This is a genomic window from Lysobacter sp. MMG2, from assembly GCF_016735495.2.
Classification (GTDB): domain Bacteria; phylum Pseudomonadota; class Gammaproteobacteria; order Xanthomonadales; family Xanthomonadaceae; genus Lysobacter_J.
Genome location: NZ_JAERQY020000006.1, coordinates 1 through 24,048, shown reverse-complemented (window position 1 = coordinate 24,048; position 24,048 = coordinate 1). Strand labels below are relative to the sequence as shown.

Genomic DNA, 24,048 nt, shown 5'->3' with positions numbered 1-24,048 from the left:
ACAATGAAGCCAGCCACGCGGGAGCGACCGCATGTCGAGCGATGGCCTCAATGGCCTCCATCTGCTGGTGGTGGAGGACGACTACCTCCTGGCCTCGGGCCTGCAGGAGGCATTGGAACTGGAGGGCGCCACCGTCGTCGGTCCCTGCCCCGACGTGCTGGGTGCGTTGCGCGCCATCGCACAGGCGCCCGTGCTCGACGGCGCGCTGCTGGACGTGAACCTGGGCGACGAGACCTCCTTCGCCGTCGTCGAAGCCCTGCGCGGACGCGGCGTGCCCATGCTCTTCCTCACCGGCTACGACGACAGCGCCCTGCCCGCCGCGTACAGCGCCATTCCGCGCTGCCGCAAGCCGGTCGGTCTGTTCGACCTGGTGCGCGAACTGAGCAGCCTCGTCGTCCGCGCCGGCTGAATCCCTCATCGTCATCCGAACGTCGCGGTCGCCCGTGGCCGTCCCGACGAACGGTCATTGAGTTTTTTAGTTAGGACTCCTAACTTATCCGCCATGACGACGGACGACTCCCATCGCGAACAGGCCGCCGCCGGGCTGGAACAGCTGGCCTCGCTGGTGCGCGCGCAATCGTGGCGACCCGACGGCACGCCGTCGCTGCCGCCGACGCAGGCCGCCGTGTTGCGCATGCTCGCCGGAACGGCCACGCCGCTGCGCGCGCGCGAGATCGCCCAGCGCCTGGGCGTCACCGCGGCCAGCCTGAGCGACTCGCTGAAGGCACTGGAAAGCAAGGCTTGGATCGAACGCGAACCCGATCCCGACGATCGCCGCGCCGCGACCGTACGCCTCACCCGCAGCGGGCGCGCCACGGTGCGCCAGTTGCGCCATCCATCGCGTGGCATGGGAAGCCTGTTGCAAGGCCTGGACGAAGGTGACATCGGCGCGTTGCTGCGCGTGACCCAGCTGATGGTGCGCCAGGCGCAACGCCAGGGACTGGCGACCGGCGCGCGCACGTGTCTGGGATGTCGCTATTTCCAGCCCGATTCGACCGGCGATGCACGCCGTCCGCACTTCTGCGGCTTCGTGCAGCAGCCCTTCGGAGACCCTGAACTTCGCGCCGATTGCGACGACCAGTCGCCGGCCGATGAAACACAGATCGAAGCGAACGCCTTGCGCTTTCGCCGCCCCGTTCCGCCCTAGGCGGAAAAGTTGGGCGGCGCCCGACTGCCATCGGACGCCGCCCGGTTTCCCTTACCCACCCTGTAGAGCAAGCAAGAGGAGATTGAAGTATGCGCCAGAAGGCCGTTTTCTATCATGCCGGTTGCCCCGTGTGCGTCGATGCCGAGCGTCAGCTCGCCGTTTCGCTGGATCCGGCGCGTTTCGATGTCGAAGTCGTGCACCTGGGCGACGACAAGTCGCGCGTAGCTGAAGCCGAAGCCGCCGGTGTGCAATCCGTACCCGCGCTGGTGCTGGGCGGGCTGCCGCTGCACATCAACTTCGGCGCCTCCATCGCCGACCTGCGCTGAGGGCGATGCCATGAAAACCCTCTCCCTCACGCTGGCGCTCGCCGCCATGCTCGGTTTCGGCGCGGCGCACGCGCACGACGCCGCCAAGCACACCGGCGGCGTACAGACCAAGGCCGACAGCGCGCTCGTCGCCGACTTCGACATCGTCCACACCAAGATCACCACGCAGGGCAACATCGCCACGTTCCACATGGCCGTGTCCGGCAAGGCCGGCAAGAGCACGCCCGCCGCCACCGGCAAGCTCGCCGGCAGCGACGTGTTCTCGTATGTGTGGCCGACCACGATCGACCCGTACGAAGTCGGCTTCGAACGCGGCGCGGGCATCCTCGCGATGGCCGTCACCGCGCATCCGGATTTCGACGACACGCCGCTCTACGACGAAAACGGCGACGGCAAGCGCGACAACGACGGCAACCTGTGGCACAGCCATTGGGTCGTGCTGAAGCCCAACGAGGCCTGCGGTCCCGGCGCGCTGGGCGTGGTCGACATTCCCGAAGGCGCCAAGCCGCGCCTGCCGCGCACCTGGCCGGGCCTGCCGCTGCTGCTCGACAGCCCGGGCTGGAGCCCGACCCTCACCGGCGAGACGGTCGAGGTGAAGGTGCCGTTCGACGACATCGGCGTGGTCACCGCCGGTTCGTTCGACGGCGTCACCGCCGGCCTGCGCGTCAATGCTTCCGTGCATGCGCCGCTGCTGTGCGTGGTGGACGTGTTCAAGGTCGCCTCGGGCGATCTGAGCCTGCCCGGCAAGCCGAACCGCTGATGCGGACCGCCGGCCGTGCCGGCCGGCGCGTCTGCCCGCCCTGCTGTCATCCCCGCGAAGGCGGGGATCCAACTGCCCGACGTGTCACGCCTGCATCGAGCCGGCAACGTCTCGACGTTGGACTTCCGCCGTCACGGGAGTGACGAGCCCACACAAGGAACCCCGAATCCATGAACGCCCCACTCTCCCTCGCGCCCGCCTTGCAGGTCGAGCGCTGGTTCAACACCGATGCGCCCATCACGCTCGAATCGCTGCGCGGCAAGGTCGTCGTACTGGAAGCCTTCCAGATGCTCTGCCCCGGCTGTGTCAGCCACGGCCTGCCGCAGGCGCAGCGCGTCGCGCAGACGTTCTCGTCCGAACAGGTCGCCGTGATCGGCCTGCACACCGTCTTCGAACACCACGAGGCGATGACGCCGGTCTCGCTGCAGGCGTTCCTGCACGAATACCGCATCGCCTTCCCGGTCGGCGTGGACCTGCCCGGCACCGACGGCCCGATCCCGCGCACCATGCGCGCCTACGCGATGCGCGGCACGCCGACGATGACGCTGATCGATGCGCAGGGCCGCATCCGTCACCAGCATTTCGGTCAGGTGAGCGATCTGGTGCTGGGCGCGCAGATCGCCTCGCTGATCGGCGAAGCAGCTGCGACGAGGACGCCGGAAACCGCGCCTGCCGCCGCCTGCGACGCGAACGGCTGCACGGTCTAGCCGACTTCGCCGCGCCGCTCAGGCGGCGGCGCGCAGCGAGTGGAACACGCGCAGGATCGCCGCCGCGCTGCGGGCGGCATCGTCCTCGCTGGTGGCCCAGTTCGACACCGAGATGCGCATCGCGCCCAGGCCCTGCCATGTCGTGCCACCCAGCCAACAGGTGCCGTCGCGCTGCACGCCTTCGATGACCGCGCGCGTCAGCTCGTCGTCGTCGCCAAAGCGCACCAGCACCTGGTTCAAGACAACGTCGTTGAGGATGCGCACACCTTCGGCCTCCCGCAGCATGTCGGCCATCTGGCGCGCGCGAGCGCAGCTGCGCTCGACAAGGTCCTGCACGCCTTCGCGGCCGAGCGCGCGCAGCGTCGCGTACACCGGCACGCCGCGCGCACGGCGGGAGAACTCCGGCACCCAGTCCACCGCATCGCGCTCCGGCCCCTTGGTCTGGATCAGGTACGCCGCCGCGGAGGTCATCGCGACACGATGATCTTCAGCGTGGCGGACCATCGCCACACCGCAGTCGTAAGGCACGTTGAGCCACTTGTGCGCGTCCGTGGCCCAGGAATCGGCGAGTTCGATGCCGTCGGCGAACGCGCGCAGCGATGCGCTCGCGCGCGCCCACAATCCGAACGCGCCGTCCACATGCAACCAGGCGCCGCGTTCACGCGTGACCTGGGCGATCTCGCGCAGCGGATCGAACGCACCGGTGTTCACGTTGCCGGCCTGCGCGCAGACGATGGTCGGCCCGTCGAGCCCGGCCAGCACCTCGCGCAGATGATCGGCGCGCATGCGGCCCTGTGCGTCGCTGTCGACGCGATGCACGTTGCGCGTGCCCAGGCCCAGGTAGCGCAGCGCGACGTCGATGGTGATGTGCGATTCGGCCGAAGCGACGACGTGCAGGCGCGGCGCGCCCTGCAATCCGTCGGCTTCCACGTCCCAGCCGACGCGGCGCAGCACGTGATGGCGCGCGGCGGCCAGGCAGGTGAAGTTCGCCATCTGGCAGCCGGTGACGAAGCCCACCCCGCTCTCGCGCGGCAGGTCGAACAGGTCCAGTAGCCACTGCCCGGCCACTTCTTCCAGCACCGACACCAGCGGCGAGATCGCATAGATGCCGGCGTTCTGATCCCACGTGGACACCAGCCAGTCCGCGGCCAGCGCGACCGGGTACGCGCCGCCGATCACGAAGCCGAAATAGCGCGGAGAATTGCACGCCACCGCGCCGCGCTCGGCCTGCGTGGCGAGCAGGTCGATGACGTCGCCGACTTCGTCGCCCTTGTCCGGCAGCGAGCTGTGCAGCGCGGCAAGCAGCTCGTCGCGACCGGCGCGCGCGCCGACGTGACGGTCGGGCAGTCGTCGCAGGTAACGGGCGGCGTGTGCACGCGCGTTGTCCAGGTACGCGTCGAACACGGCGGACTGGAAGCGATCGGTGGCCATGGGGCATCGTCCTCGGGGCGAGGCCCGCAGGATAGGGCTGCGCCGCGGGAGCGCCGTTAAATCCCCGTTCGTTCGCGCAGGGGCGCTAACCTCCCTTCGACGCGCACGGCACGGAGGCCCAAGGGCCATGCATCCGCCTCCCCCGCAGGCCATCGTCGACCGGCTGCGACTGGTCTGCCTGGACCTGCCCGACGCCGTGGAGGAAGCGGCCTGGACCGGCACGCGCTGGTGCATCTCGCGCAAGAACTTCGCGCACGCGGTGATGATCGACGAGGGCTGGCCGCCGGCGTACGCGAAGGCCGCCGGTTCCGACGGCCCGCTGTGCGTGCTGACCTTCCGCACACCGCGACCGGCCGCGGAGGTCGCGCGCTTCGCCCGGCCACCGTATTTCCTGCCGCGCTGGTGGCCGGACATCGTCGGCATGGTGCTGGATGCTCGCACCGAGTGGGACGATGTGGAGCGGCATGTCGTGGCCAGCTATTGCACGCTGGCCCCGAAGAAACTGGCGGCTTGGCTGGAGGCGAATCGGGGGTGAGGGGGCTTGAGACGCTGCCATCCGAGACACCGTCGTCCCAGGCACCGTTTTGGGAGAGACGTCATGCGTGACGCAGAGTCCGCCGTCCAAATACCGTCATCCCGGCGAAGGCCGGGATCCAGGCCGTCACGTCGTCCGACACCTCACGTATTCCAGCGAAAGCCGGAATCCATTTTGATCTTGCTGGTGCGGTTCAAACGCAGCAGGGAATGCGTGAAAAGTCCCTGGAGAGTGACGCCATATGGCGGCCCAAAAGCCCCCGCCTTCGCGGGAATGACGTTAGGTTCGTTGGCCGAAGAGGGAGTGCCCTTGCGCTGCGGGCCTGGATCCCGGCCTTCGCCGGGATGACGGTGACGTGGTTCAGGGGGATGACGGCAAGTGGCGGGGACGACTACGCGGCTGACTGCTGTGAGCGGGGCGCGCCCATGAAGGGGATGCCGGCCCTGAAACGTCCCGGCCATCGAACCTCCCGGCTATAGTCCCCGCATCCGAATGGGGAACGATGAGTGGAACAGACGCCGGCATCCCGCATGCGACCGAAGCTGACCTGGTGGTACCTGTTGCTGGTGATCGTGCCGCTCGCGGTGGCCGCGGTGATGACGCACTACCCGTTCGCGCTGCCCGTCGCACCCTCGCCCGCCGACGTGGCGCACGCCACGCAGGCCGCCACTGCGCACGGGCCGCTGACCTCCCCGCTCTCGCGCTTCCTGCTGCAGTTGCTGGTGGTGTTGGGCGTGGCCAAGAGCGCCGGCTGGCTGCTGCGCCGCTTCGGCCAGCCGGCGGTGATCGGCGAGATGGCCGCCGGCCTGCTGCTCGGGCCGCTGCTGTTCGGCGCCGTCGCGCCCGACGTGCAGGGCTGGCTGTTCGCGCCGCAGAGCCTGGGCGCGCTGGGGTTGGTGAGCCAGCTGGGCGTGCTGATGTTCCTGTTCGTCGCCGGCGCGGAGCTCGACCTCACCAGCCTGCACGGACGTCGCGGCTTCGCGTTGCTGGTGAGCCACGCCGGCATCGCCCTGCCCTTCCTGTGCGGCGTGCTGCTGGCGTTCGCCCTGTTCGCGCAGCACGCGCCGGCCGGCGTGGGCTTCGCCAGCTTCGCGCTGTTCATGGGCGTGTCGCTGAGCATCACCGCGTTCCCGGTGCTGCTGCGCATCCTGTCCGACCGCGGCCTCACCCACACCGAGATCGGCCGCATCGCCATTGCCTGCGCCGCGCTCGGCGATGCCAGCGCGTGGTGCCTGCTGGCGGTGATCGTCGCCACCGTGCAGGCCACCGGTTGGGGCATGGCGTCGGTGAGCCTGCTGGGGACGCTGCTGTTCGCGGTGGCAGTGCTGGCCTTGGCGCGGCCGTGGATCACGCGCCGCGCGGTGCCGGTCGAACTGGAAGGCCGCGCGCTCATTGCCCTGCTGCTGCTCGCGCTGGCCTGCGCGCTGGTGACCGAGGTGCTGGGCATCCACGCGCTGTTCGGTGCGTTCCTGGCGGGCGTGGCCGTGTCGGGCAACGCGCGCCTGCGTCATCTGTTGGTCGAGCGCGTGGAGCCGTTCGCGATTTCCCTGTTGCTGCCGCTGTTCTTCGCGATGACCGGCCTGCGCCTGCGCATGGACGGTTGGCAGGCGTCGGACGTGCTGCTGGGGCTGGGGGTGATCGTGGTGGCGACGCTCGGTAAAGGCATCGGCACGTGGATGTCCGCGCGCAGCGCCGGCATGCCGAACGTCGATGCCATGCGCCTGGGCGCGCTGATGAACACGCGCGGCCTGATGGAGCTGATCGTGCTCAACCTGGGCTACGAGCTGGGCCTGATCGGCGATCGCCTGTTCGCGGTGCTGGTGGTCATGGCGCTGGTGACCACCGCCATGACCGGCCCGTTGCTGGACCTGATCGAACGCCGCGCGCGCCGCTAACCGCCGGGCGCGGTCGCGCGGATAACGCAGCGCGGTCGCGCGTCCAGCGCCCGCGCATCGACGCCAATGATCAGCCGCAGTCTCCGGGTTCCTCGATCTGGCGCACCTCGCACTCCAGGTTCCATTCGGTGCCGTGGACTTCCAGGAACCGGCGCGTCAGCTGCGTCGCTTCGTCCAGCGAATCGGCCTGCAACACTGCATAGCCGCCGATCACTTCCTTGGCTTCGGTGAACGGACCGTCGATGTTGGACAGCTTGCCATTGTGCAGGCGCACGCGGCGACCCTGCGCGGTCGGTTGCAGCCCGCCGGTGTCGAGCAGCTTGCCGGACGCGCGCAGTTCGTCGATCAGTCGGGTCATATCGTCGATGAGGCGTTGGCTGGGCACCTGGCCGGTGTTCTCGTCGAGCCGGATCATGGACATGAAGCGCATGGGATCTCCTTGTTGCTTGGACGCGGCCGCCGTCGATGCCGGCGTGGAAGCGCGCCCTTCATGGGAACGACGTTCGGGCGGGGACGAAATCGACAAAGCGCTGAATCGACAGACGTTGCCGGGTTCGCGCGGCGGGGCTCCGCTATGCTGCGGCGACCCTCAGACCGCTCGCCCGCCGATGATCCGACTTCGTCCTTACGCCCGTGTCTTCGTTCTGTTGTGGCTGCTGACGGCGTCCACGGCCTGGGCTCAGGGCTATTTCCCGCCGCGCGGCGACTGGGCGCGGGCGACGCCGGCGCAGGCGGGCTTCGATCCGCAGCGTCTGCAGGAAGCGGTGGACTACGCCCTTGCCCACGAAGCGAAGGAGCCGCGCGACCAGTCGATCGCGCTGGCACAGAGCTTCGGCGCGAAGGAGCCGTTCTTCGACGGCCAGATCGGCCCGACCGCCGTGCGCGCCGGCCTCAACGGGCTGATCGTGCATCGCGGCAAGGTGGTGGCGGAATTCGGCGACACGCACGCCGTGGACATGAGCCACAGCGTGACCAAGACCTTCCTCAGCACCGTCGTCGGCGTGGCCTGGCAGCGTGGGCTGATCCGCGACACCAACGACCGCGTCGACGGTTACATGCCACGCGACGTGGACCTGTTCGCCTCCGAGCACAACGCGCCGATCACCTGGGAGCATCTGCTGCGCCAGACCAGCGACTGGCAGGGCACGCTGTGGGGCAAGCCCGACTGGGCAGACCGTCCCTCCGGCGCGCCCGAACAATGGCCCAACCGCGAACGCCACGCGCCCGGCACGCACTACATGTACAACGACGTGCGCGTGAACGTGCTCGCCCTGGCCGCGCTGCAAGTGTGGCGCCGTCCGCTGCCGGAAGTGCTGCGCGAGAACGTGATGGACCCCATCGGCGCGAGCACGCGCTGGCGCTGGCACGGCTACCGCAATTCGTGGATCGAACTGGACGGGCAGAAGATCCAGTCCGTTTCCGGTGGCGGCCACTGGGGCGGCGGCATGTTCATCGATGCCTGGGACATGGCGCGTTTCGGCTACCTGTTCCTGCGCGACGGCCGCTGGGACGGCAAGCAGATCGTCTCGCGCGAATGGATCGCCAAGGCCCGCACGCCGGGCAGCGACAACGCCGAGTACGGCTACTGCAACTGGTTCCTCAACACCGGCCGCAAGGCGTTGCCCTCGGCGCCGGAGAGCAGCGTGACCTTCCGCGGCAACGGTCAGAACATCGTCTACATCGATCGCGACAACGATCTGCTGATCGTGGTGCGCTGGATCGACCGCGGCGACGCGCTCGACACGTTCATCGGGAAGGTGCTGGCGGCGCGGGTGCGGTAGGTGGGGATTCGGGATTCGGGATTCGGGATTCGGGATTCGGGATTCGGGATTCGGGAATCGGGAATCGGGATTCGGGATTCGGGATTCGGGATTCGGTGAATCGGTGAATCATTTCAGAACCGTCATCCCGGCGAAGGCCGGGATCCAGGCTGATGACCCATGGGCACTCCCTCACGGGCAACCCACCTCACCGTCATTCCCGCGAAGGCGGGGGCTTTTGGGCCGCCATATGGCGGCACTCTCCAGGGGTTTTTCACGCATTCCCACTTGTTTGTGACGAGCAGCAGCGAACATGGATTCCAGCTTTCGCTGGAATGACGTGGAGCGTCGGATGGCGTGACGGCCTGGGTCCCGGCCTTCGCCGGGATGACGGCTTCGGGCACGCTTCAGTCGATTCCCGATTCCCGATTCCCGAATCACCAATCACCAATCAAAACGTCACCTTCACCGACGGCGCACTCCGCTTCGCCTCGCCGTGATACACGGCTTCGATGTTGTTGCCGTCCGGATCGAGCACGAAGGCGGCGTAGTAGCCGGGATGGTACGGCCGCTCGCCGGGCGCGCCGTTGTCGCTGCCACCGGCGGCGAGCGCGGCTTGGTGGAACGCGTCCACCATCGCGCGGTCTGCGGCCTGGAATGCGAGGTGGTTGCGTCCGGTCAGTTCGCCCTGCGCGGCCTCGCTCTTGGCATTGGAGACGAACAGCTCGTCGTACCAGAAAGCGCCGTCGTCGAGCGTGCCGCCCAGGGGCACTTTCAGGGACTTGAACACGGCGTCGTAGAAGCGGCGGCTCGCGGGGACGTCGCGCACGACCAGTTGCACATGGTCGATCAGGCGGCCGCGGTGCAGTTCCATCGTTTCCATCATGCGTCCTGCTGGCGAAAGGAGCCGGCATTACAGCGCACACGCCGCATGCCGGCCTTCACATCGCTCAATGCGTTCCGGGATGCAGCGACGGCGAACCGCCCTGCGTCGGTTTCGTGCGCAGCAGGCTTTCCAGGTTCTGCACGCCGCGCATGGCCGATACCGCATGCAACAGGTCCTGGAACTGCTCCTCCGCCACGGTGCCCTTGAGCTGCACGCGGCCCTCGCGCACGTGCACTTCCACGTCATGCGGGTGATCGACCAGCCGACCCAGGCGCGCACGGATGCGATCGTGCAGCAGGTCGTCGTCGATGGGCGCCGAGGACAGGTTCGCGCGGGTGCGCGCCGCGATGCCTTTCAGGCGATCGGCGGCCTGCTTGGACTTGCCGCGCACGTAGCGGTCGGCCCCGTGGCCCATGGAAACGCTGCGGTCTCGCACCAGCGAGCGGCGTCGCCGGCCTGTGTTGGGATCGAGGAAGTACATCACCAGCGCGCCGGCGGCGAAGCCCAGCGCGACGTTGAACAGGGTGCCCAGCGCGCTGGACGCGGAACGCTCATGCATGGTTCGTCACCTCGGATCGGTTCGCGTGTCGGGTGATGCTGCCATCGACGGCGAAAACGTCGCGCGAAGGCCCGCCTTAACAGGGCCCGTGCGCTGAACGGCATCAATTTTCGGAGAAATCCGAGAGAGTTTGGCGCCACGGATTGCTAACTTTCCGCCCCCGCATCCCGACTGCACGATCGTGTTGATCAAGACTTCGCCCCGCCGGGCGCCGCTGCATTTCTCCTTCCCCCTGCTGGCGTGCATCCTCACGGCGATGCTGGCGTCGTGCGTAAAGGATGGCGCGGAAGACAAGCAGGCAAACGCGACGGCATCGCAGGCGCAGCCAGCCTTCGTCGCACCGCAGGACGTGTTCGAGCGCTCCGCCGTGTCGATCGTCGGGATCAGCTATCCGCCGGGGCTGGAGCGCTATCCGGACCTGGCGCGCCTCCTGGTCACGCACGCCGATGCGCGCCGCGCGGTGCTCGACAACGCCCTCAAGCGCAACCCGCAACCGGCCGTGCCGTACGAACTCACGCTGCGCTTCTCCACGGTGGCCGACGCGCCGCGGATGTTCGCCGTCGCCGTGGACGAGGAGATGTACGACGGCGGCATGACCAGCCAGCCGGCTCATGCCACCTTCCTGTGGCTGCCGGCCGAACAGCGCCTGATGCCGCCGGACGAGATGATCCCCAACCCCGCCGCCTGGGCGCGCCTGCACGAATACATCATCGATCGCGAACGCGAAGAGTCCGCGATGCTCGGCGGTGTGGCTCAGGCTCAGGCTCCCGCTCCTGCGCCCACCCGCGCCATGCAGCACGTCTTCAATCCGCGCTTCAACTCCGCTGGCCGCATCGCGGGCCTGCGCTTCCGCGTCGCCGACGGCGACGAAGTGGAAGTGCCCGGCGCGCTGCTCAAGCCGCTGGTCGCGCCGACCTACGCGGACTGGTTCGACGACACGCCGCCGGCGCCCGCGGTCGCCGCGACCGCCACCGCCAGCCTCTGAGTCGACGCTCCGCATCGCAGACGCGGAGCGGGCGCGCCTCACGGCTTCGCCGGTGCCACCAGCCGTTCGTGCAGCTGCGGAATCTGCATCAGCGCCGCCGAGGAGTACCACGGGTGGTACTCGGCCACCATCTCGCCCTGGATGATCACGGGGTCCGTGGCGACCAGACGCTTCGCCTCTTCCACGTCGGCCACCGCGAAGACGAACAGGCCGCGCCAGCCTGCCGGGTCTTCGACGAACGGACCGGCCACCGTCAGCTTTCCTTCCTTCGACAACCGCTCCATGTTGGCGAAGTGGCCGGCGAACATCGCTTTGCGCTGCTCGCCGTCCGGCACGCGCTTCGGCCCGGTCTTCAGCACCACCAGCACGTAGCGGCGCATGCCGTGCTCGTCCGCGCCCAGGCGCTTGGCCAATGCGGCGTCGAATGACGGGGCGGCGGGCGCTTCCTGTGCCGCCAGCGGAGCGGAGCCGCACAGTAGCGCGACGGCGAGGAAATGGGTCCAGCGTTTCATCTCGGCTTCCTCCAGGGGCGCCGTCGCGCCGCGCTCGCGCACGGCGCGGCCGGCACAGTCGTCATGCCGCGGGCTTGCGCAGTGCCGACTCGAACAGCGCCAGCGTCTTCTTCCACGCCTCGCGCGCGGCGGCTTCGTCGAAGCGCGGCGTGGTGTCGTTGTTGAAGCCGTGCTGCGTGCCGGGCGGCTGGAACAGCTCGTAGCGAACGCCGGCCTGTTTCAGCGCGGCCTCGTACGCAGGCCAGCCAGCATTGACGCGCTCGTCGTTAGCGGCCAGCACCACGAGCAGGTTCGCCTTGATCTTCGGCACGTCTTCCAGCGCGGGCGCGGGACCGTAGAACGGCGCCGCGGCGTCGAGATCCGGCAGTTGCGTGGCGAGGAAGTTCGACATGCCGCCGCCGTAGCAGAAGCCGACCACGCCAAGCCGGCCGTTGCCGCCTTCGATCGTGCGCAGCATCTTCGCGGCGGCGAGGAAGTCTTGCTTCGTCTTGGCCTGATCGAGCTTGGCGAACTCGGCGCGCGCCTTGTCCTCGTCGCCGGGGTAACCACCCAGCGGGAACAACGCGTCGGGCGCGAAGGCGATGTAACCCTCCAGTGCGAGGCGGCGCGTGATGTCCTCGATGTGCGGGTTCAGTCCGCGGTTCTCGTGGACCACCAGCACCACCGGCAACGGACCGCTCTTCTTCGCCGGACGCACGAGGTAACCGCGCGCGGTGCCATACCCCTGCGGGGACGGAAACTCCAGGTACTTAGCGACCAGGCGCTTGTCGTCCGGCTTGACCTGCTGCGCGGCGGCGAACTGCGGGCTCAGCGCCGCGAGCAGTCCGGCCGCGCCGGCGGCACCGACGGCGAAGCGTCCGGCACCGCGCAGGAACCCGCGCCGGTCGATGAGGCCGTGCACGTACTGGTCGAACAGCTTCAGCACTTCCGGATCGAAATCGCTGGCCTTGCGACGGGGCGTATCGGCCATGGGAAACCTCCGCGGCGGTGATCGGGCGTGCCGGCGAGGATACCGGCGAATCCGTGACGCAGGGTGCGGCGTGCGCCTGGCCGCCGTCCCGGCGCGACGGACGGCGTTCAACCGGCGTGGACGCGCGATGCGTCACCGTATCGAACCGGCGATGCCCACGATGCAGCGCCGGCCCTTCCCCGACGGAGACCGCGATGAAGAACGCGCCGACCTGGCTGACCGCCGCCCTGCTCCTGGCCGCCTGCCAGCAGACGTCCACGCCGGCGCCCGCCGATGCGGCCTCCACGCCACCGCCCACGCAACCCGCAGCGACCACGCCCGCACCCGCCACGGGCACCGCGCCTCCGGCACGGGCATTGGCCGATGCGGCGATCGCCGCCGTGCCTCCGCCGCGCGCGCAAGCGCCGGGCGATGAGCAGACCAACGCCGCCATCGACAAGGCACTGGGCGATCACGCGCAGTACGAACCCTTCATCCGCGAGTTCCAGTCGGCGGTCGTGCGCGGCGACAAGGCCGCCGTCGCGGGCATGGTCGACTACCCGTTCACGGCGACGGTGGAAGGAAAGAAGAAGACCATCCCGGATGCCTCGGCCTTCGTGGCCGACTACGAGGACATCTTCTCGCCCGCGATCGTGCAGGCGGTGCGCAACCAGAAATACGCCGAGCTGTTCGTCAGCTATCGCGGCGTGATGTTCGGCAATGGCGAGGTGTGGATCAACGGCATCTGCCATGCGGACAGCGCCGACTGTTCGCGCTTCGACGTGCGCGTGGTGACCATCCAGCCCGGCCCGGGCTGATCGCCGCGCGCGGCAGGGGCGCGCGGAAAAAAGACCGCCGCCGATGCCCCACGCACCGACGGCGGTGGCGACTTACGTCACCTTCTTGGCGATGGTCACGCCCAGAATCAAAAGCACGATGGCGATGCCCAGGCCCACCCAGAACAGCAGCTTGGCAATGCCCATCGCCGCGCCCGCGGCGCCGCTGAAACCCAGCGCACCGGCGAGCAGGCCGATGACGGCGAAGATGATGGCCCACTTGAACATGTCGTCTGACTCCACGAACCCTTGCGAGGCATCGGACCTTAGTCGCGGCGCTGTCATTCCCGCGTGAGCGGTAGTGTGTGCGCGGCGTGACGCCCGAGTCGGCGCAGCGCGATGCCCAGGCCGATGCGGTAGCTGGCGCCCAGATCGCCGTGGATGACGATGGTCGCCAGCGGCATCGCCTGCGCGCGCAATGGAAGTTCCAGCACGTCGGCGCAGCGCTCGTGCACTTCGACATAAGGCGTGCGCATCGATTCCAGTGCTTCGCGCAGGGTGGCGTCCGACCGCATCGGATCGGCCAGTTCGCCCGGGTCGAGCAGCACGAAATCGCCCCTTGCCCGCACGCTGCGCAGCGAAGCGATCAACTCGCGCAACGAAGCGCAGCTGCGCACACGCAGGATGCTGCCGGCCGCGCGGGCGATGCCGCGCAATCCGGCGAGCGCTTCGCCGCTGAGGCCGCGCCGCGCCGGATGCGGGCCCTGCACTATCACGATGTCTGCAGCGGACATGTCCATGACGGTTTGCGCGCGCTCAGTCGAGCCGGTTCAAGGCACGCACGCGCACTTCCGAGGGCGTGACACCGTGCGAACCCGCGGCCTGCGCGCGCACGCGTTCGAGCACGTCGGCCGGGTCCAGGTCGATGCCGTCGGCCGTCGCGTGCACCAGCGTGGTCTGCCCGCGGATGCACAGCCGTTCGGCGAGGTGGATCTCGTAGTCGGCGAAGAAGCAGTAGCGCATGGCCGCTCAGGTTCCGACGTGGACATCGTTCTCGCACTCGGCGCACCCCAGGTGCTCCAGTGCGATCGACAGCGCCAGCAGATAACCCTGTGCGCCGTAACCGTCGACCACGTCCAGCCGGTGGCGGCCGATCGAGGGCGCGTGCGCACGCACGTCGTCGGCGTGTACTTCGATGTACGGAATGCGGACCTCTTCCAGCGCCGCGCCCAGCGCGTCGTCCGCGCGTGCGCCCGGATCCAGCAGCAGGAACTCGGTCCCCTTGCCGTCCACGCGGCGCAGGCGTTCGACCATCTCGGCGACGTCGCGGCAGCCGCGCACGGCGATGGTGCGTCCCGCCTGCGAGGCGCGGCCGGCAAGTTGCGAAACGACTTCCCTCGGCAGACCGTTGATACCGGAGCGTCCGTGCTGTGCGGTGAGGATGGCGATGGACATGGGGTCCTCCACGTGATGTGGACGCCAGTGTCCCGCGGCCCCGCGTAATGCCTCCATTCGCGGTGCGCGCCGATGCGTAACCGGCGCGTAAAGCCTTCAGGCGAGGCCTTCGTGCATCGTCACGATCGATGCCGCGTGCGTCGTTGCCGCCGTCAGCGGCAGGCCCGCACCGAACCGCGGTCGAAATGAAAATGGTCGGCGTGCGCGCGGTTGTAGTCGGGCCCCAGCACGACGTCGAAGTGGTCGCAGGCGCCATCGTGCAGCGCGCGCAGGAAGCGGCTTTCGGCCGAAGGCGGTGTTGCGGCGTCGACCGGCGCGGGCCAGTCCGCGAGCACGCGCACGCGACGGCCGTCGTCCAGCACGAAACCGGCGATGTCCAGCGCGTCGGCCGTGGCGTGCTGGCTGCGCCGCCGGCCTTGTTCGCCGTAGAGATTGCGACAGGCGTAAGAGCCCAGGTGTTCGATGCGTTGCACGCGCGTACCCAGGTGCGCCTGCGCGGCCTGTTGCAGGACGTGGCGTTCCCACATCGCCAGCGACAGCGCCGCGCGGCAGCTCAGCGTGAATGGCTCGCCCACCGCGACGCTGCTGCGCTCGATGCGCACGGCATGGGTGAAACCGCAGTGGTCGCCGGTGACGCGATCTTCGACCGGCGAGAGCCGCAGCTCCGCCTGCGACAGTGCGTTGCGGCAGGCGACAGGATCGCTCGATGCGCGCTCCAGCTTGAAGCGCGTGAGCAGGTTCGGCGTCGCATCGATGCGCAACGGCGCCCAGGGATTCCAGTCGTCGGGAACGCGCAGCCGACCGGACCACAAGGCCCATGCCAGGCCTGCCGCTGCCAGCAACGGCAGCAGCCACAGGAGCGATCGGACTCGAAGCAGGTTCACGGCCATCGCGCGACTGTCAGCGAGTGCGCGTCAAACGCGCGTCGCGGGAATGTTCACGACGACACGACGGCCGCATGCCGGACGCATCGAAACTCCGCATGCCCGGTGCGTTCGTTGGCTACTTGCCCGAGGGAGTCGCGGACCGCGCATCCTCGATGCCCATGTACTTCTTGAACTGCTCCATCGCGTACGGCGCTTCCGGGCTCTTGGCCTGGTGAAGCACGTTGTGGCGCTGCGCCCAGGCTTCGGAGCTGGTGGGGAATTCCGCCACGAGCATGCGCGTGCACGTGTCCGCCTCGGCCGCTTCGTCGGGCGAATCGGCGAAGCTGGCGCAGTACTTCTCCATCGCCGGCTCGCGCATCTCGCCGTCTCCGCCCATGGCGCGCAGGTAATAGGGCCGCGCGGCGCGTTCGCCCTGCCTGCGCCGGGTGATCTGCGCGAACAGGAACGCGTAGCGACTGTCGTCGGGATTGCTTTCCAGCAAGGGAAGGATGTCGCGACGCGCCCACTCCACATCCTTCATGTCGTAGAACAGGACGCGCGCGCGGGCATAGCGCGTCTCTTCATGCTTGGGCGCGAAACGCGAGTTCTGCGACAGGAACGACAGCGCCTGCTGCCACTGGTCGTGTCTCTCATACCGGCGACCGGCCTCATAGCCGAGCATCAGGCTCGGCCCCATGCGCACCGCGGACGCCAGCGCTTCGGGGTCATCGCCTCCTTCGGTCAGCGGTCCGTATCCGGCGGCTTCGCCCAGCAGGGCGCCGAGCGTGGGATTGCGATCGGTGCGGGCGGCGGCATAGGCCACGGCCTGCCGCATCTGCTCTTCAGAGCCGCCCCAACGCGGCTCCGCGGCGCGGATCCATTCCGACGACAGGTAGTACGAATCCGGATCGACCTTGCGGCAGGCTGCGTCTGCGCGGGCCTCCAGCACGTGCGAACTCTGGCGACCGATGCGGTGCAGGTTGCGGCAGGCCACGCTCAGGCGCGGCTGCGTCTCCAATGCGCGCTCGTACAGCGGCACGGCCTTGTCGAACAGCGCCGACATGCGATCCATGGCGTTGCGCGGGGTGCTGGCCGCAGAGTCGTTCCCGCGGATGCGCCACCCCAACCGTTCGTAGTGCGCGGCCATCGCGGTCTGGGCGAACGGACTGTCCGGCGCGGCCTTCAACCAGCGCTGAGCAACCTGCGCCGCGCGATCGCTCGCATCGAACAGGTTGAACTCGACGAAGATCTGCTCGCGCTGCGCCTTGTCGCTGTAGTGCGCTTTCAGCAGGCCCGCGAATCGGCGCTCCAGCTCGGCCGCGCCGTCTTTGTCGCCGAGCAGCCGGTCGATCTCGTCCAGCGACCAGGCCGGCGCGCGCAGCAGCGCACACAGCCCGGCCGCGGTGCCGGGGCGCCAGTGGTTGCCCGGCAGGTCGGGGTAGGCCCTGCAGCGCGCCTCGGGGTTCTCGATGGCGTCGGCCGCGCGCATCTGGGCGACGTACTGCGCCCACTGCTCGGGCGATGAGCCGTTGCCCGCATCGCCCTGCGCATGGGCCGGCGGATGGACGAGCGAGGCAGCCAGCGCGAGGCCGGCCGCAACGATGCGGATCCCTGTCATGTCGATCTCCCCTGTTGGGACGGGACGCTAACGCATCGACGCCGCGCCGCACAGGGGGAGATCGGGGCGGCCTACAATAGTGTGATGAACACCGTCGCTCCTTCCGTCCCGCTGCCCTTCGCCCTCATCGCTGAATCCGTGACCGGGGCGCGCACGCTGGAAGAGTTGGTGCGGCCGCTGCTGGAAGTGCTGGAAACGCTCACCGGCATGGAATCGACTTACCTCACCTCGATCGACGCCGACGCCGGCGTGCAGCGCGTGCTGTATTCGCGCAACACACGGCAGTTGCGGATTCCCGAGGCGCTGGAAGTGCCGTGGGCGGACACGCTGTGCCAGCGCGCGCTCGACGAAGGCTGCGAATACACCGACGACGTGCCGGCGCGCTGGGGCGATTCCGACGCGGCCCGCGCCCTGGGCATCCATACCTACGTCAGCACGCCGGTGCGGCTGGAGGACGGCACGGTCTACGGCACGTTGTGCGCGGCCAGCGCGCGTTGCCTGCCGCTGGCCGACGACGCGCAGCGGGCGCTGCGCATGTTCTCGCGCCTGATCGGCCAGCAGCTGGAACGCGAGCGCCTGCTCGACCGCCTGCAGGAAGCCAATGCCGCGCTCGCGGCGTCGGCGCTGGTCGATGCGGTCACCGGCCTGCCCAACCGCCGTGCGCTGATGCAGGAACTGACGCGGCGCATCGCGCACTGCCAGCGCCAGCACGAGGCGCTGGTGGTGGCCTTCATCGACCTGGACGGCTTCAAGGCCATCAACGACCGCCACGGCCACGACGCCGGCGACCGCTTCCTCGCCGCGATGGGCCGCACACTGGCCGGCGCGCTGCGCGCGGACGACTTCGCCGCGCGGCTGGGCGGGGACGAGTTCGTCGTGGTCGGCACGGTCGCCCATGCCGAGGGCCCGGACAGCATCGCCGCCTTCGGCGACCGGCTGAGCCAGTGCACCCGCCGCCGCTTCGACCTGGGCACGGTCACGGTGGAGTACGGCGGCGCCAGCGTCGGTGTGGTGGTGGCCGGCGACGACCGGCCCGGTCCGGACGCCCTCCTCGCCCGCGCGGACGCGGCGATGTACGCGGTCAAGCGCGCCCGCAAGGCGCAAGCGCTCACGCCGGCGTGAAGGCGTGCACTGCGGCCCATGCGCGGGCCGCGAATTTCCTTATCGTATGCGCACCCCTCCGAGTGGAGCGTCACATGAACACCCGTTTGAAGCTGGCCGTCGCCGGCCTGTTCGCCACCGTCGCGCTGGCGACGCCGGCCCTGGCCGCCCTGAAAGCCGGCGCCAAGGCGCCCGAGTTCAGCGCCCCCGCCTACCTCGCCGGTGAGCCCTTCACCTTCAAGCTGTCCGACGCGCTCAAGAAGGGCCCGGTGGTGGTGTACTTCTTCCCGGCCGCGTTCACGCCGGGCTGCAACCTGGAAGCGCACCTGTTCTCCGAGGCCATCGACAAGTTCAAGGCCGAGAAGGCCACGGTGATCGGCATCACCGCCGGCAACACCGACCAGCTCGCCGCGTTCTCCAAGTCCACCGAACACTGCGGCGGCAAGTTCCCCGTCGCCGCCGACACCGGCGCGAAGATCGCCAAGCAGTACGACGCGGTGCTGGCGCAGAAGCCGGAGTGGTCGAATCGCACGTCCTACGTGATCGCGCCCAACGGCACCATCGCGCACGTGTATTCCGATCTCGCGCCGCAGAAGCACGTCAAGGAATCGCTGGATGCGGTGACGGCGCTGGAGAAGAAGAAGTAAGTCGCTGCGCCTACTGCATGCGAAGGAGAAAGCCCGCCGATTGGCGGGCTTTCTTTTTGCGGCCCCTTGATGGCTAGTCGCAACGAACGCCGGCCTGTATCCACTGGATGAGTTCGGCGCGGCTGTGCACGGTGCTCGCGCCCAAGGGCAACGGCGGAGGCGCGCGGTCGAAGCGCTCCAGCAGCGGGATCATCCGCTCGCCGCGCGCGGCGATCTCGCATTCCACCTCGGCCGCTTCGCCCAGGTAGTGGCCGGCCAGCGCCGCCATCGCCTCGTCCGCGGCCGGCGAGCGGTCCTTGAGCAGAACTTCGATGGCGCGATTGGCGCGACTCTGGGCGGCGTGGCTGCGGTCCGATTGCAGCGCACGCAGCGCCTCGCTCACCTGCGTCACATGCGACTGGGCCGCCGCACTCAGCGCAGCCGATCTCGCCGGCGTGGCATGCATCGCGAACGCCGCCAGCATGAGCATCGTGGCCCCGCGGATCCTTCCCTGCATCGTGCGCCTCCCGTGGCGTGTCGGGCATTCGCACGCTAAAGCACGGCATGGCGGCGGGGAAGCCCCACGGGTCGGACGCGGGCGTGTTCAATTAATTATTCCGCTGTCGCGCGACCGCCTTCGCGCCGATCATGGCGCCATGCAGACCCGACCGCCCCACTCCATCGCCCTCGCCGACGACCGCACGCTGGCCTGGCAGGAACACGGCGCCGTCGAGGGCGTCCCGCTCATGGTCTTCCACGGCTTCCCCGGCAGCCATGCGCAGGCGGGGTTGATCGACGCCCATGCGCGGCGCGCGGGCGTGCGGCTGATCGCGCCCGACCGCCCGGGCTTCGGCACCTCCACGCCCGCGCCGGATCGCACCGTGCTGTCGTGGACGCGCGACGTGCAGGCCCTCGCCGACCATCTGCGACTTGGCCGCTTCGGCGTGCTCGGCATTTCCTGCGGCGGCGCCTATGCGCTGGCGTGCGCGCGCGAGATCGGCGAACGGCTGGACTACGTCGGCCTCATCGCCGGCATGGGGCCGATGGACGTGCCGGCGATCCGCGCGGGCCAGCATCCCGCGCTGAAGCTGCTGTTCGGCCTCTCGCGCCTGCACCCGCGCCTGGTCGCGCCGATGCTGCGCATGGACGAGCGCATGTTCCGGCGCGATCCGCTGCGCGCCGTGCAGCGCCTGGCCGCGATGATGACGCCGCCGGATCGCGCGTTCGTCGCCTCGCATCCGGACGAGGTCGCGGTGTTCGCGCGCAGCCTTGCGCTGGCCTACGAACAGGGCATCGAAGGCGCGCTGATCGAAGCGGCGCTGATCGCCCGTCCGCGCGGCTTCGAACTGCGCGACATCCGCGTGCCGGTGCACGTCTACCAGGGCGGACACGATCGCAACGTGCCGCCGGCGATGGGCGAGTACATCGCCGCGCAGGTGCCGGGGGCCGCCTATCGTTTCTTCCCGGACGAAGGCCACCTCTCGATCGTCTGCAACGCCGCCGACGCCTGCCTGCAGGACCTCCTCGCCGCCCGCGCCGCCTAACCCGCAGCGTCAGTTTTTGCCCGTGCGCGCAAGTTGTCGTCGGCTTTTCCCTGCGGCCTAATGCGAAGGCCATCACGGGGATCCAACGTGTCCGAGCGCGGCCGCACCGACCACGCGCCGCTTCGCCTGCAAACGCTGGCGGGGCGCGTGTACCCGTTCCGCATCCTGGGCATGGGCCTGGGCGTGGTGCCGGTGATGCTGGTGCTGTACGAACTGCAGGCGCATCCGCTCGCATGGGCGTGGACGGTGTTCTCCGGCTATGCGTGGCCGCACCTGGCCTGGCTGCACGCGCGCACCGCGCGTGATCCCAATCGCGCCGAGCTGCCCAACCTCACCTTCGACTCGATGATCGCCGGCAGCCTCGTGCCGCTGATGCATTTCACCGTGCTGCCGTCGGTGGTGCTGCTCACGGTGGCGACGGCGGACAAGGTGAACTCCGGCGTGCGCGGGCTGTGGTTGCGCTCGCTGGTGGGCATGGGCGTGTCGCTGCTGGCGATGGGCCTGGTCACGGGCTTCGCGGTTCGCGCGCACACGAGCATGCCGGTGCTGCTGGCCTGCCTGCCGATCCTGGTGGTGCACACGCTGGCGGTGAGCCTGAGCACCTACCGCCTGATCCGTCATGTGCAGAAGCAGAACACGCGGCTGGACGAACTCAGCCGCTTCGACGCACTCACCGGCCTGGAAAGCCGCCGCCACTGGCAGGAACAGGCGTCGGCGCTGCTGCAACGCCACCGCGCCGGCGCGGACAGCGCGACGCTGCTGCTGGTCGACATCGACCACTTCAAGGCGATCAACGACCGCTGCGGCCACGCCACGGGCGACGACGTGCTGCGCGGCATCGCCGACGTGATCCGCCATGCCGCGCCCGTCGGCAGCCACGCCGGCCGGCTGGGCGGCGACGAGTTCGCCATCGCCCTGTCCGTGCCCGTACATGAAGCGCATGTCGTCGCCGAGGAGATCCGCGCGGGCGTGGCCACGCTGGGGTTCGCCGAGTGGCCGGAGCTGCGGTGCACCGTCAGCGTCGGCGTAGCGACACCGCCGCCGGACAATGCCACCTTGCGAGACTGGACCGAAGCGGCCGACCGCGCGCTCTATCGCGCGAAGGCGCAGGGTCGCAACGTGGTGATCGCCGCCGTGGAGGCGCTGCCGGGCTAACGGCGTTCGTCTTGCATTTCCGCTGCGGCGCTGGGGGCTGCTTCGTTGCGGTTGTTCCGGCGCGATACGCGTGGTTTCTGTTCCGGCCGACTGCCGGGCTTGAGCTCCCACTGGTCAGCGTTGGCGAGCAAGCGCTGTTGAATGTCGGGTGGGTAGTCGGCCAGGGTGGTCAACGGTGGTGTCGGTTTACCGGGAAGTCCGGCCTCGCGGATGACCTTGGGCCAGCGCGGTTTCCAGCACAACATAAGGCTGAGCCAATGCGCCGTGCCCAGTGCAAGGAAGGCCGGTGATATCAGGATCAGGCCCCATTGCATCGCGGGGCTGGCGTTGGCGAAGAAGCGAGAGACACCTTCGAACTGCGCGGTGAATGCCTGCCATGGCCACGGGAAGTGCGAGGTGATGTGCGGCTTGGGCAAGCCGTCCGGGCCGTCCTCCATGAAGCGGCGGATGAATTCCCATTCGTTGCGCAGTTCCGAGCTACCTTGGGCTTGAGGGCCGACGAAGGCCATCTCCATGTGCGGCAAGCCGGTGTTCTTTGGTGACCATTGCAGCATCAGTGGCGTACCAATGCCGCTGGCCTCGGTGGCGTTGGCTGATGAGCTTTCGCCAATAGTGCCTTCCCAGGGCAACGTAACGACACCGCCGCAATACTTCGGCCGGTGCAGGTAAACCTGCCGGGTCTCGCGGTTGAAGCGGATCAGCAGGTGGCGGCTGGTTAGAAGTTCCAGGCGGCTGATGCGGAAGCCATATTTGCCGTAGAAGAAGGCAAAGACAGCACTTCCTGCGGCAGGGATAAGCATGCCAAAGAGGGTTGACCATAGCGAGGCTGATCTCGTCGCAAGACTCCACAAGTCACTCGCTGTGAAGTAGAGGCCGACGCTTATCACGATCAACACAGTCACCGACAGCAATGTCACCAACCCCCGCCACGCCTCGAACATGCCGCAGCGCAGCTCCAGCACCGTGTCGTTGAAGACGTAGACCGGGTTACGCAGTTTGGGGGTGTCGCTGACACTGCGATGCGAGTTGACCAATTCCTCTTCAAGCTCGTTCTCATACAAATCGGCCTTGTAGTCTTGCTTGGCCTTCTTCGCTGCCGCGCGGCTTTCCGCGCTCTCCGTTGCCCCGTACCACCACAACCATTCGGCGTAATACATCAGGCGATCTCCTCCAATGCGCCGAAGAGATCACCCAGCTCGTCCTCCATCGACGGGTACAACTTCTTATCGTCGCGCAGCCGGTAGCAGCAGCGGTCGCACCATTTCTCCAGCTCGTCGTCAAGGATCACTGCGTTCCTTTTCGCTCATCTTCATCACTCCTTGATGGTGATGTTGGATGGGGGGCGACTTGGGTGGCAGCGTCGCTGCGCTTCTTCGGACGTGATGATCGCGGTTCGCGCTCGGGGCGACTGCCCGGTTTGAGCGCCCATTGATCGGCGTTGGCGAGCAAGCGCTGTTGAATGTCGGGTGGGTAGTCGGCCAGGGTGGTCAACGGTGGTGTCGGTTTACCGGGCAGCCCCGCTTCGCGGATGACCTTCGGCCAGCGCGGTTTCCAGCACAGCAGAAGGCTGAGCCAATGCGCCGTGCCCAGTGCAAGGAAGGCCGGTGATATCAGGATCAGGCCCCATTGCATCGCGGGGCTGGCGTTGGCGAAGAAGCGCGAGACGCCTTCGAACTGCGCGGTGAATGCCTGCCATGGCCACGGGAAGTGCGAGGTGATGTGCGGCTTGGGCAAACCGTCCGGACCGTCCTCCATGAAGCGGCGGATGAATTCCCATTCGTTACGCAGTTCCGAGCTACCTTGGGCTTGAGGGCCGACGAAGGCCATCTCCATGTGCGGCAAGCCGGTGTTCTTTGGTGACCATTGCAGCATCAGTGGCGTACCAATGCCGCTGGCCTCGGTGGCGTTGGCTGATGGGTTCTCGCCAATAGTGCCGTCCCACGGCAACGTGACGATACCGCCGCAGTATTTCGGCCGGTGCAGGTACACCTGTCGGGTCTTGCGGTTGAAGCGGACCAGCAGGTGCCGGCTGGTCAGCATTTCCAGGCGGCTGATGCGGAAGCCGTACTTGAAATAGAGCCAGAGTACGCTTCCGCAAACCACATACAGAAAACACATGGAATAAATGTCGCCTGCATTTGGATAACGATCAAAGCCAGTGCCAACGGCTACCTGGCCTCGAGTTATAAACGCCCACGTGACCTCCACAGCCCATGCTGGCAAGCCAAGACCGAACGCCCAAAGGATCGTCACCGACAACAACGTCACCAACCCCCGCCACGCCTCGAACATGCCGCAGCGCAGTTCCAGCACCGTGTCGTTGTAGAGTACACCTGTAGCGTCCTCGCTTTTTCGAGTCAGTCGAAAGTAGAGGTGTTCGGCGAGTGTGCCATTGCGTAGTGGACGGGTGAAAGCCCGCCCAGTGAACGATGCGGGCGGTGATGGTTGTAGCGGT

Annotated in this window: 30 protein-coding genes; 14 read left to right on the top strand and 16 right to left on the bottom strand. The window is 68.3% G+C overall.

The window, feature by feature from the left end; translation table 11 throughout:
* The first annotated feature begins 31 nt into the window (after window positions 1-31).
* The 5 genes from JI752_RS18055 to JI752_RS18035 all read left to right on the top strand — a co-directional run bounded on the left by JI752_RS18055 (window position 32) and on the right by JI752_RS18035 (window position 2,940).
* Window positions 32-409: a response regulator gene (locus JI752_RS18055; protein WP_216966782.1), complete on the top strand. Its 378-nt coding sequence runs from the start codon at window positions 32-34 to the stop codon at window positions 407-409.
* Between the two features lie 93 nt (window positions 410-502).
* Window positions 503-1,147: a MarR family transcriptional regulator gene (locus tag JI752_RS18050; protein WP_216966780.1), complete on the top strand. Its 645-nt coding sequence runs from the start codon at window positions 503-505 to the stop codon at window positions 1,145-1,147.
* Between the two features lie 89 nt (window positions 1,148-1,236).
* Window positions 1,237-1,473 (top strand): hypothetical protein, encoded by a 237-nt coding sequence (locus JI752_RS18045; RefSeq protein WP_216966778.1) that lies wholly within the window; start codon window positions 1,237-1,239, stop codon window positions 1,471-1,473.
* A gap of 10 nt (window positions 1,474-1,483) precedes the next feature.
* Complete coding sequence (locus tag JI752_RS18040) at window positions 1,484-2,233, top strand: hypothetical protein (protein ID WP_216966776.1); 750 nt, start codon at window positions 1,484-1,486, stop codon at window positions 2,231-2,233.
* A gap of 170 nt (window positions 2,234-2,403) precedes the next feature.
* Complete coding sequence (locus JI752_RS18035; protein ID WP_216966774.1) at window positions 2,404-2,940, top strand: redoxin domain-containing protein; 537 nt, start codon at window positions 2,404-2,406, stop codon at window positions 2,938-2,940.
* Window positions 2,941-2,958: 18 nt separating this feature from the next.
* On the opposite strand, the gene JI752_RS18030 is transcribed toward JI752_RS18035, so the two are convergent.
* Window positions 2,959-4,371, bottom strand: a complete 1,413-nt coding sequence (locus JI752_RS18030) for an aminotransferase class V-fold PLP-dependent enzyme (RefSeq protein WP_216966772.1) — start codon at window positions 4,369-4,371, stop codon at window positions 2,959-2,961.
* Between the two features lie 127 nt (window positions 4,372-4,498).
* Between JI752_RS18030 and JI752_RS18025 the strand changes: the two genes are divergently transcribed.
* Both JI752_RS18025 and JI752_RS18020 read left to right on the top strand, forming a co-directional pair.
* Entirely contained in the window at window positions 4,499-4,906 is a 408-nt protein-coding gene (locus JI752_RS18025) for a hypothetical protein (protein WP_216966770.1), read from the top strand.
* A 530-nt stretch (window positions 4,907-5,436) separates the two neighbouring features.
* The gene (locus JI752_RS18020) at window positions 5,437-6,801 is read left to right on the top strand and encodes a cation:proton antiporter (RefSeq protein ID WP_216966769.1); all 1,365 of its coding nucleotides are present in this window, start codon (window positions 5,437-5,439) and stop codon (window positions 6,799-6,801) included.
* A 70-nt stretch (window positions 6,802-6,871) separates the two neighbouring features.
* Here JI752_RS18020 and JI752_RS18015 read toward each other — a convergent pair whose 3' ends face one another.
* Window positions 6,872-7,231, bottom strand: a complete 360-nt coding sequence (locus JI752_RS18015; RefSeq protein ID WP_216966767.1) for a YciI family protein — start codon at window positions 7,229-7,231, stop codon at window positions 6,872-6,874.
* A gap of 178 nt (window positions 7,232-7,409) precedes the next feature.
* Here JI752_RS18015 and JI752_RS18010 point away from each other — a divergent pair, with 178 nt between their 5' ends.
* Window positions 7,410-8,582, top strand: a complete 1,173-nt coding sequence (locus JI752_RS18010) for a serine hydrolase (protein WP_216966765.1) — start codon at window positions 7,410-7,412, stop codon at window positions 8,580-8,582.
* A gap of 430 nt (window positions 8,583-9,012) precedes the next feature.
* On the opposite strand, the gene JI752_RS18005 is transcribed toward JI752_RS18010, so the two are convergent.
* Together JI752_RS18005 and JI752_RS18000 are read right to left on the bottom strand one after the other, a co-directional pair.
* Complete coding sequence (locus JI752_RS18005; RefSeq protein WP_216966763.1) at window positions 9,013-9,444, bottom strand: VOC family protein; 432 nt, start codon at window positions 9,442-9,444, stop codon at window positions 9,013-9,015.
* A 67-nt stretch (window positions 9,445-9,511) separates the two neighbouring features.
* A complete protein-coding gene (locus JI752_RS18000) occupies window positions 9,512-10,006 on the bottom strand; it encodes a BON domain-containing protein (protein WP_216966761.1) in 495 nt (164 codons plus the stop codon).
* A 181-nt stretch (window positions 10,007-10,187) separates the two neighbouring features.
* Between JI752_RS18000 and JI752_RS17995 the strand changes: the two genes are divergently transcribed.
* Window positions 10,188-10,991, top strand: coding sequence for a hypothetical protein (locus JI752_RS17995; RefSeq protein ID WP_216966759.1), 804 nt, complete (start codon window positions 10,188-10,190; stop codon window positions 10,989-10,991).
* 38 nt (window positions 10,992-11,029) lie between these two features.
* On the opposite strand, the gene JI752_RS17990 is transcribed toward JI752_RS17995, so the two are convergent.
* Window positions 11,030-11,503, bottom strand: a complete 474-nt coding sequence (locus JI752_RS17990) for a YciI family protein (protein ID WP_216966757.1) — start codon at window positions 11,501-11,503, stop codon at window positions 11,030-11,032.
* A gap of 61 nt (window positions 11,504-11,564) precedes the next feature.
* Entirely contained in the window at window positions 11,565-12,473 is a 909-nt protein-coding gene (locus JI752_RS17985) for a dienelactone hydrolase family protein (protein WP_216966755.1), read from the bottom strand.
* A 194-nt stretch (window positions 12,474-12,667) separates the two neighbouring features.
* On the opposite strand from JI752_RS17985, the gene JI752_RS17980 reads away from it, so the two are divergent.
* A complete protein-coding gene (locus JI752_RS17980; RefSeq protein ID WP_216966752.1) occupies window positions 12,668-13,270 on the top strand; it encodes a hypothetical protein in 603 nt (200 codons plus the stop codon).
* 72 nt (window positions 13,271-13,342) lie between these two features.
* Here the strand turns inward: JI752_RS17980 and JI752_RS17975 are convergent, their stop codons facing one another.
* The 6 genes from JI752_RS17975 to JI752_RS17950 all read right to left on the bottom strand — a co-directional run bounded on the left by JI752_RS17975 (window position 13,343) and on the right by JI752_RS17950 (window position 17,167).
* A complete protein-coding gene (locus tag JI752_RS17975) occupies window positions 13,343-13,516 on the bottom strand; it encodes a DUF1328 family protein (protein WP_216966750.1) in 174 nt (57 codons plus the stop codon).
* Between the two features lie 53 nt (window positions 13,517-13,569).
* Window positions 13,570-14,022, bottom strand: coding sequence for a hypothetical protein (locus tag JI752_RS17970; RefSeq protein ID WP_216966748.1), 453 nt, complete (start codon window positions 14,020-14,022; stop codon window positions 13,570-13,572).
* Window positions 14,023-14,044: 22 nt separating this feature from the next.
* Entirely contained in the window at window positions 14,045-14,251 is a 207-nt protein-coding gene (locus JI752_RS17965; RefSeq protein WP_216966746.1) for a hypothetical protein, read from the bottom strand.
* Window positions 14,252-14,257: 6 nt separating this feature from the next.
* Window positions 14,258-14,683, bottom strand: a complete 426-nt coding sequence (locus tag JI752_RS17960) for a type II 3-dehydroquinate dehydratase (RefSeq protein ID WP_216966744.1) — start codon at window positions 14,681-14,683, stop codon at window positions 14,258-14,260.
* A 152-nt stretch (window positions 14,684-14,835) separates the two neighbouring features.
* Entirely contained in the window at window positions 14,836-15,573 is a 738-nt protein-coding gene (locus tag JI752_RS17955; protein WP_216966742.1) for an extensin family protein, read from the bottom strand.
* 112 nt (window positions 15,574-15,685) lie between these two features.
* Complete coding sequence (locus tag JI752_RS17950; RefSeq protein ID WP_216966740.1) at window positions 15,686-17,167, bottom strand: DUF4034 domain-containing protein; 1,482 nt, start codon at window positions 17,165-17,167, stop codon at window positions 15,686-15,688.
* Between the two features lie 84 nt (window positions 17,168-17,251).
* On the opposite strand from JI752_RS17950, the gene JI752_RS17945 reads away from it, so the two are divergent.
* On the top strand, window positions 17,252-18,289 hold the full coding sequence (locus tag JI752_RS17945) for a sensor domain-containing diguanylate cyclase (protein WP_216966738.1): 1,038 nt from the start codon (window positions 17,252-17,254) through the stop codon (window positions 18,287-18,289).
* A 74-nt stretch (window positions 18,290-18,363) separates the two neighbouring features.
* Complete coding sequence (locus JI752_RS17940) at window positions 18,364-18,915, top strand: peroxiredoxin (protein WP_216966736.1); 552 nt, start codon at window positions 18,364-18,366, stop codon at window positions 18,913-18,915.
* A 73-nt stretch (window positions 18,916-18,988) separates the two neighbouring features.
* On the opposite strand, the gene JI752_RS17935 is transcribed toward JI752_RS17940, so the two are convergent.
* Window positions 18,989-19,411 carry a hypothetical protein gene (locus tag JI752_RS17935; protein WP_216966735.1) on the bottom strand — a complete coding sequence of 141 codons (423 nt, stop codon included), beginning with the start codon at window positions 19,409-19,411 and terminating at the stop codon, window positions 18,989-18,991.
* A 139-nt stretch (window positions 19,412-19,550) separates the two neighbouring features.
* On the opposite strand from JI752_RS17935, the gene JI752_RS17930 reads away from it, so the two are divergent.
* Window positions 19,551-20,438 carry an alpha/beta fold hydrolase gene (locus tag JI752_RS17930; protein ID WP_216966733.1) on the top strand — a complete coding sequence of 296 codons (888 nt, stop codon included), beginning with the start codon at window positions 19,551-19,553 and terminating at the stop codon, window positions 20,436-20,438.
* An 87-nt stretch (window positions 20,439-20,525) separates the two neighbouring features.
* Window positions 20,526-21,593, top strand: coding sequence for a diguanylate cyclase (locus JI752_RS17925; protein ID WP_345777373.1), 1,068 nt, complete (start codon window positions 20,526-20,528; stop codon window positions 21,591-21,593).
* On the opposite strand, the gene JI752_RS17920 is transcribed toward JI752_RS17925, so the two are convergent.
* From JI752_RS17920 to JI752_RS17915, 3 genes are all read right to left on the bottom strand, one after another.
* Window positions 21,590-22,750, bottom strand: a complete 1,161-nt coding sequence (locus JI752_RS17920) for a DUF6708 domain-containing protein (RefSeq protein WP_216966729.1) — start codon at window positions 22,748-22,750, stop codon at window positions 21,590-21,592. The two genes, JI752_RS17925 and JI752_RS17920, sit on opposite strands and share 4 nt — an antisense overlap.
* On the bottom strand, window positions 22,750-22,881 hold the full coding sequence (locus tag JI752_RS19470) for a hypothetical protein (RefSeq protein ID WP_256448163.1): 132 nt from the start codon (window positions 22,879-22,881) through the stop codon (window positions 22,750-22,752). The genes JI752_RS17920 and JI752_RS19470 overlap by 1 nt, the downstream gene beginning before the upstream one ends.
* Window positions 22,878-24,048, bottom strand: a 1,171-nt coding sequence (locus JI752_RS17915) for a DUF6708 domain-containing protein (RefSeq protein WP_216966727.1), incomplete at its 5' end; no start/stop codon positions are given. The genes JI752_RS19470 and JI752_RS17915, both read right to left, overlap by 4 nt.

Excerpts from the sequence above, each read along its gene's own strand:
- JI752_RS17935 (WP_216966735.1), bottom strand. The coding sequence starts at position 19,411 with ATGCAGGGAAGGATCCGCGGGGCCACGATGCTCATGCTGGCGGCGTTC.
- JI752_RS17920 (WP_216966729.1), bottom strand. The coding sequence starts at position 22,750 with ATGTATTACGCCGAATGGTTGTGGTGGTACGGGGCAACGGAGAGCGCG.
- JI752_RS18030 (WP_216966772.1), bottom strand. The coding sequence starts at position 4,371 with ATGGCCACCGATCGCTTCCAGTCCGCCGTGTTCGACGCGTACCTGGAC.
- JI752_RS18000 (WP_216966761.1), bottom strand. The coding sequence starts at position 10,006 with ATGCATGAGCGTTCCGCGTCCAGCGCGCTGGGCACCCTGTTCAACGTC.
- JI752_RS18025 (WP_216966770.1), top strand. The coding sequence starts at position 4,499 with ATGCATCCGCCTCCCCCGCAGGCCATCGTCGACCGGCTGCGACTGGTC.
- JI752_RS17960 (WP_216966744.1), bottom strand. The coding sequence starts at position 14,683 with ATGTCCATCGCCATCCTCACCGCACAGCACGGACGCTCCGGTATCAAC.
- JI752_RS17955 (WP_216966742.1), bottom strand. The coding sequence starts at position 15,573 with ATGGCCGTGAACCTGCTTCGAGTCCGATCGCTCCTGTGGCTGCTGCCG.
- JI752_RS17950 (WP_216966740.1), bottom strand. The coding sequence starts at position 17,167 with ATGACAGGGATCCGCATCGTTGCGGCCGGCCTCGCGCTGGCTGCCTCG.
- JI752_RS17965 (WP_216966746.1), bottom strand. The coding sequence starts at position 14,251 with ATGCGCTACTGCTTCTTCGCCGACTACGAGATCCACCTCGCCGAACGG.
- JI752_RS17980 (WP_216966752.1), top strand. The coding sequence starts at position 12,668 with ATGAAGAACGCGCCGACCTGGCTGACCGCCGCCCTGCTCCTGGCCGCC.
- JI752_RS18035 (WP_216966774.1), top strand. The coding sequence starts at position 2,404 with ATGAACGCCCCACTCTCCCTCGCGCCCGCCTTGCAGGTCGAGCGCTGG.
- JI752_RS18045 (WP_216966778.1), top strand. The coding sequence starts at position 1,237 with ATGCGCCAGAAGGCCGTTTTCTATCATGCCGGTTGCCCCGTGTGCGTC.
- JI752_RS17940 (WP_216966736.1), top strand. The coding sequence starts at position 18,364 with ATGAACACCCGTTTGAAGCTGGCCGTCGCCGGCCTGTTCGCCACCGTC.
- JI752_RS18015 (WP_216966767.1), bottom strand. The coding sequence starts at position 7,231 with ATGCGCTTCATGTCCATGATCCGGCTCGACGAGAACACCGGCCAGGTG.
- JI752_RS17970 (WP_216966748.1), bottom strand. The coding sequence starts at position 14,022 with ATGTCCGCTGCAGACATCGTGATAGTGCAGGGCCCGCATCCGGCGCGG.
- JI752_RS18040 (WP_216966776.1), top strand. The coding sequence starts at position 1,484 with ATGAAAACCCTCTCCCTCACGCTGGCGCTCGCCGCCATGCTCGGTTTC.
- JI752_RS17985 (WP_216966755.1), bottom strand. The coding sequence starts at position 12,473 with ATGGCCGATACGCCCCGTCGCAAGGCCAGCGATTTCGATCCGGAAGTG.
- JI752_RS18010 (WP_216966765.1), top strand. The coding sequence starts at position 7,410 with ATGATCCGACTTCGTCCTTACGCCCGTGTCTTCGTTCTGTTGTGGCTG.
- JI752_RS17945 (WP_216966738.1), top strand. The coding sequence starts at position 17,252 with ATGAACACCGTCGCTCCTTCCGTCCCGCTGCCCTTCGCCCTCATCGCT.
- JI752_RS18020 (WP_216966769.1), top strand. The coding sequence starts at position 5,437 with ATGCGACCGAAGCTGACCTGGTGGTACCTGTTGCTGGTGATCGTGCCG.
- JI752_RS18050 (WP_216966780.1), top strand. The coding sequence starts at position 503 with ATGACGACGGACGACTCCCATCGCGAACAGGCCGCCGCCGGGCTGGAA.
- JI752_RS17975 (WP_216966750.1), bottom strand. The coding sequence starts at position 13,516 with ATGTTCAAGTGGGCCATCATCTTCGCCGTCATCGGCCTGCTCGCCGGT.
- JI752_RS17990 (WP_216966757.1), bottom strand. The coding sequence starts at position 11,503 with ATGAAACGCTGGACCCATTTCCTCGCCGTCGCGCTACTGTGCGGCTCC.
- JI752_RS17930 (WP_216966733.1), top strand. The coding sequence starts at position 19,551 with ATGCAGACCCGACCGCCCCACTCCATCGCCCTCGCCGACGACCGCACG.
- JI752_RS18055 (WP_216966782.1), top strand. The coding sequence starts at position 32 with ATGTCGAGCGATGGCCTCAATGGCCTCCATCTGCTGGTGGTGGAGGAC.
- JI752_RS18005 (WP_216966763.1), bottom strand. The coding sequence starts at position 9,444 with ATGGAAACGATGGAACTGCACCGCGGCCGCCTGATCGACCATGTGCAA.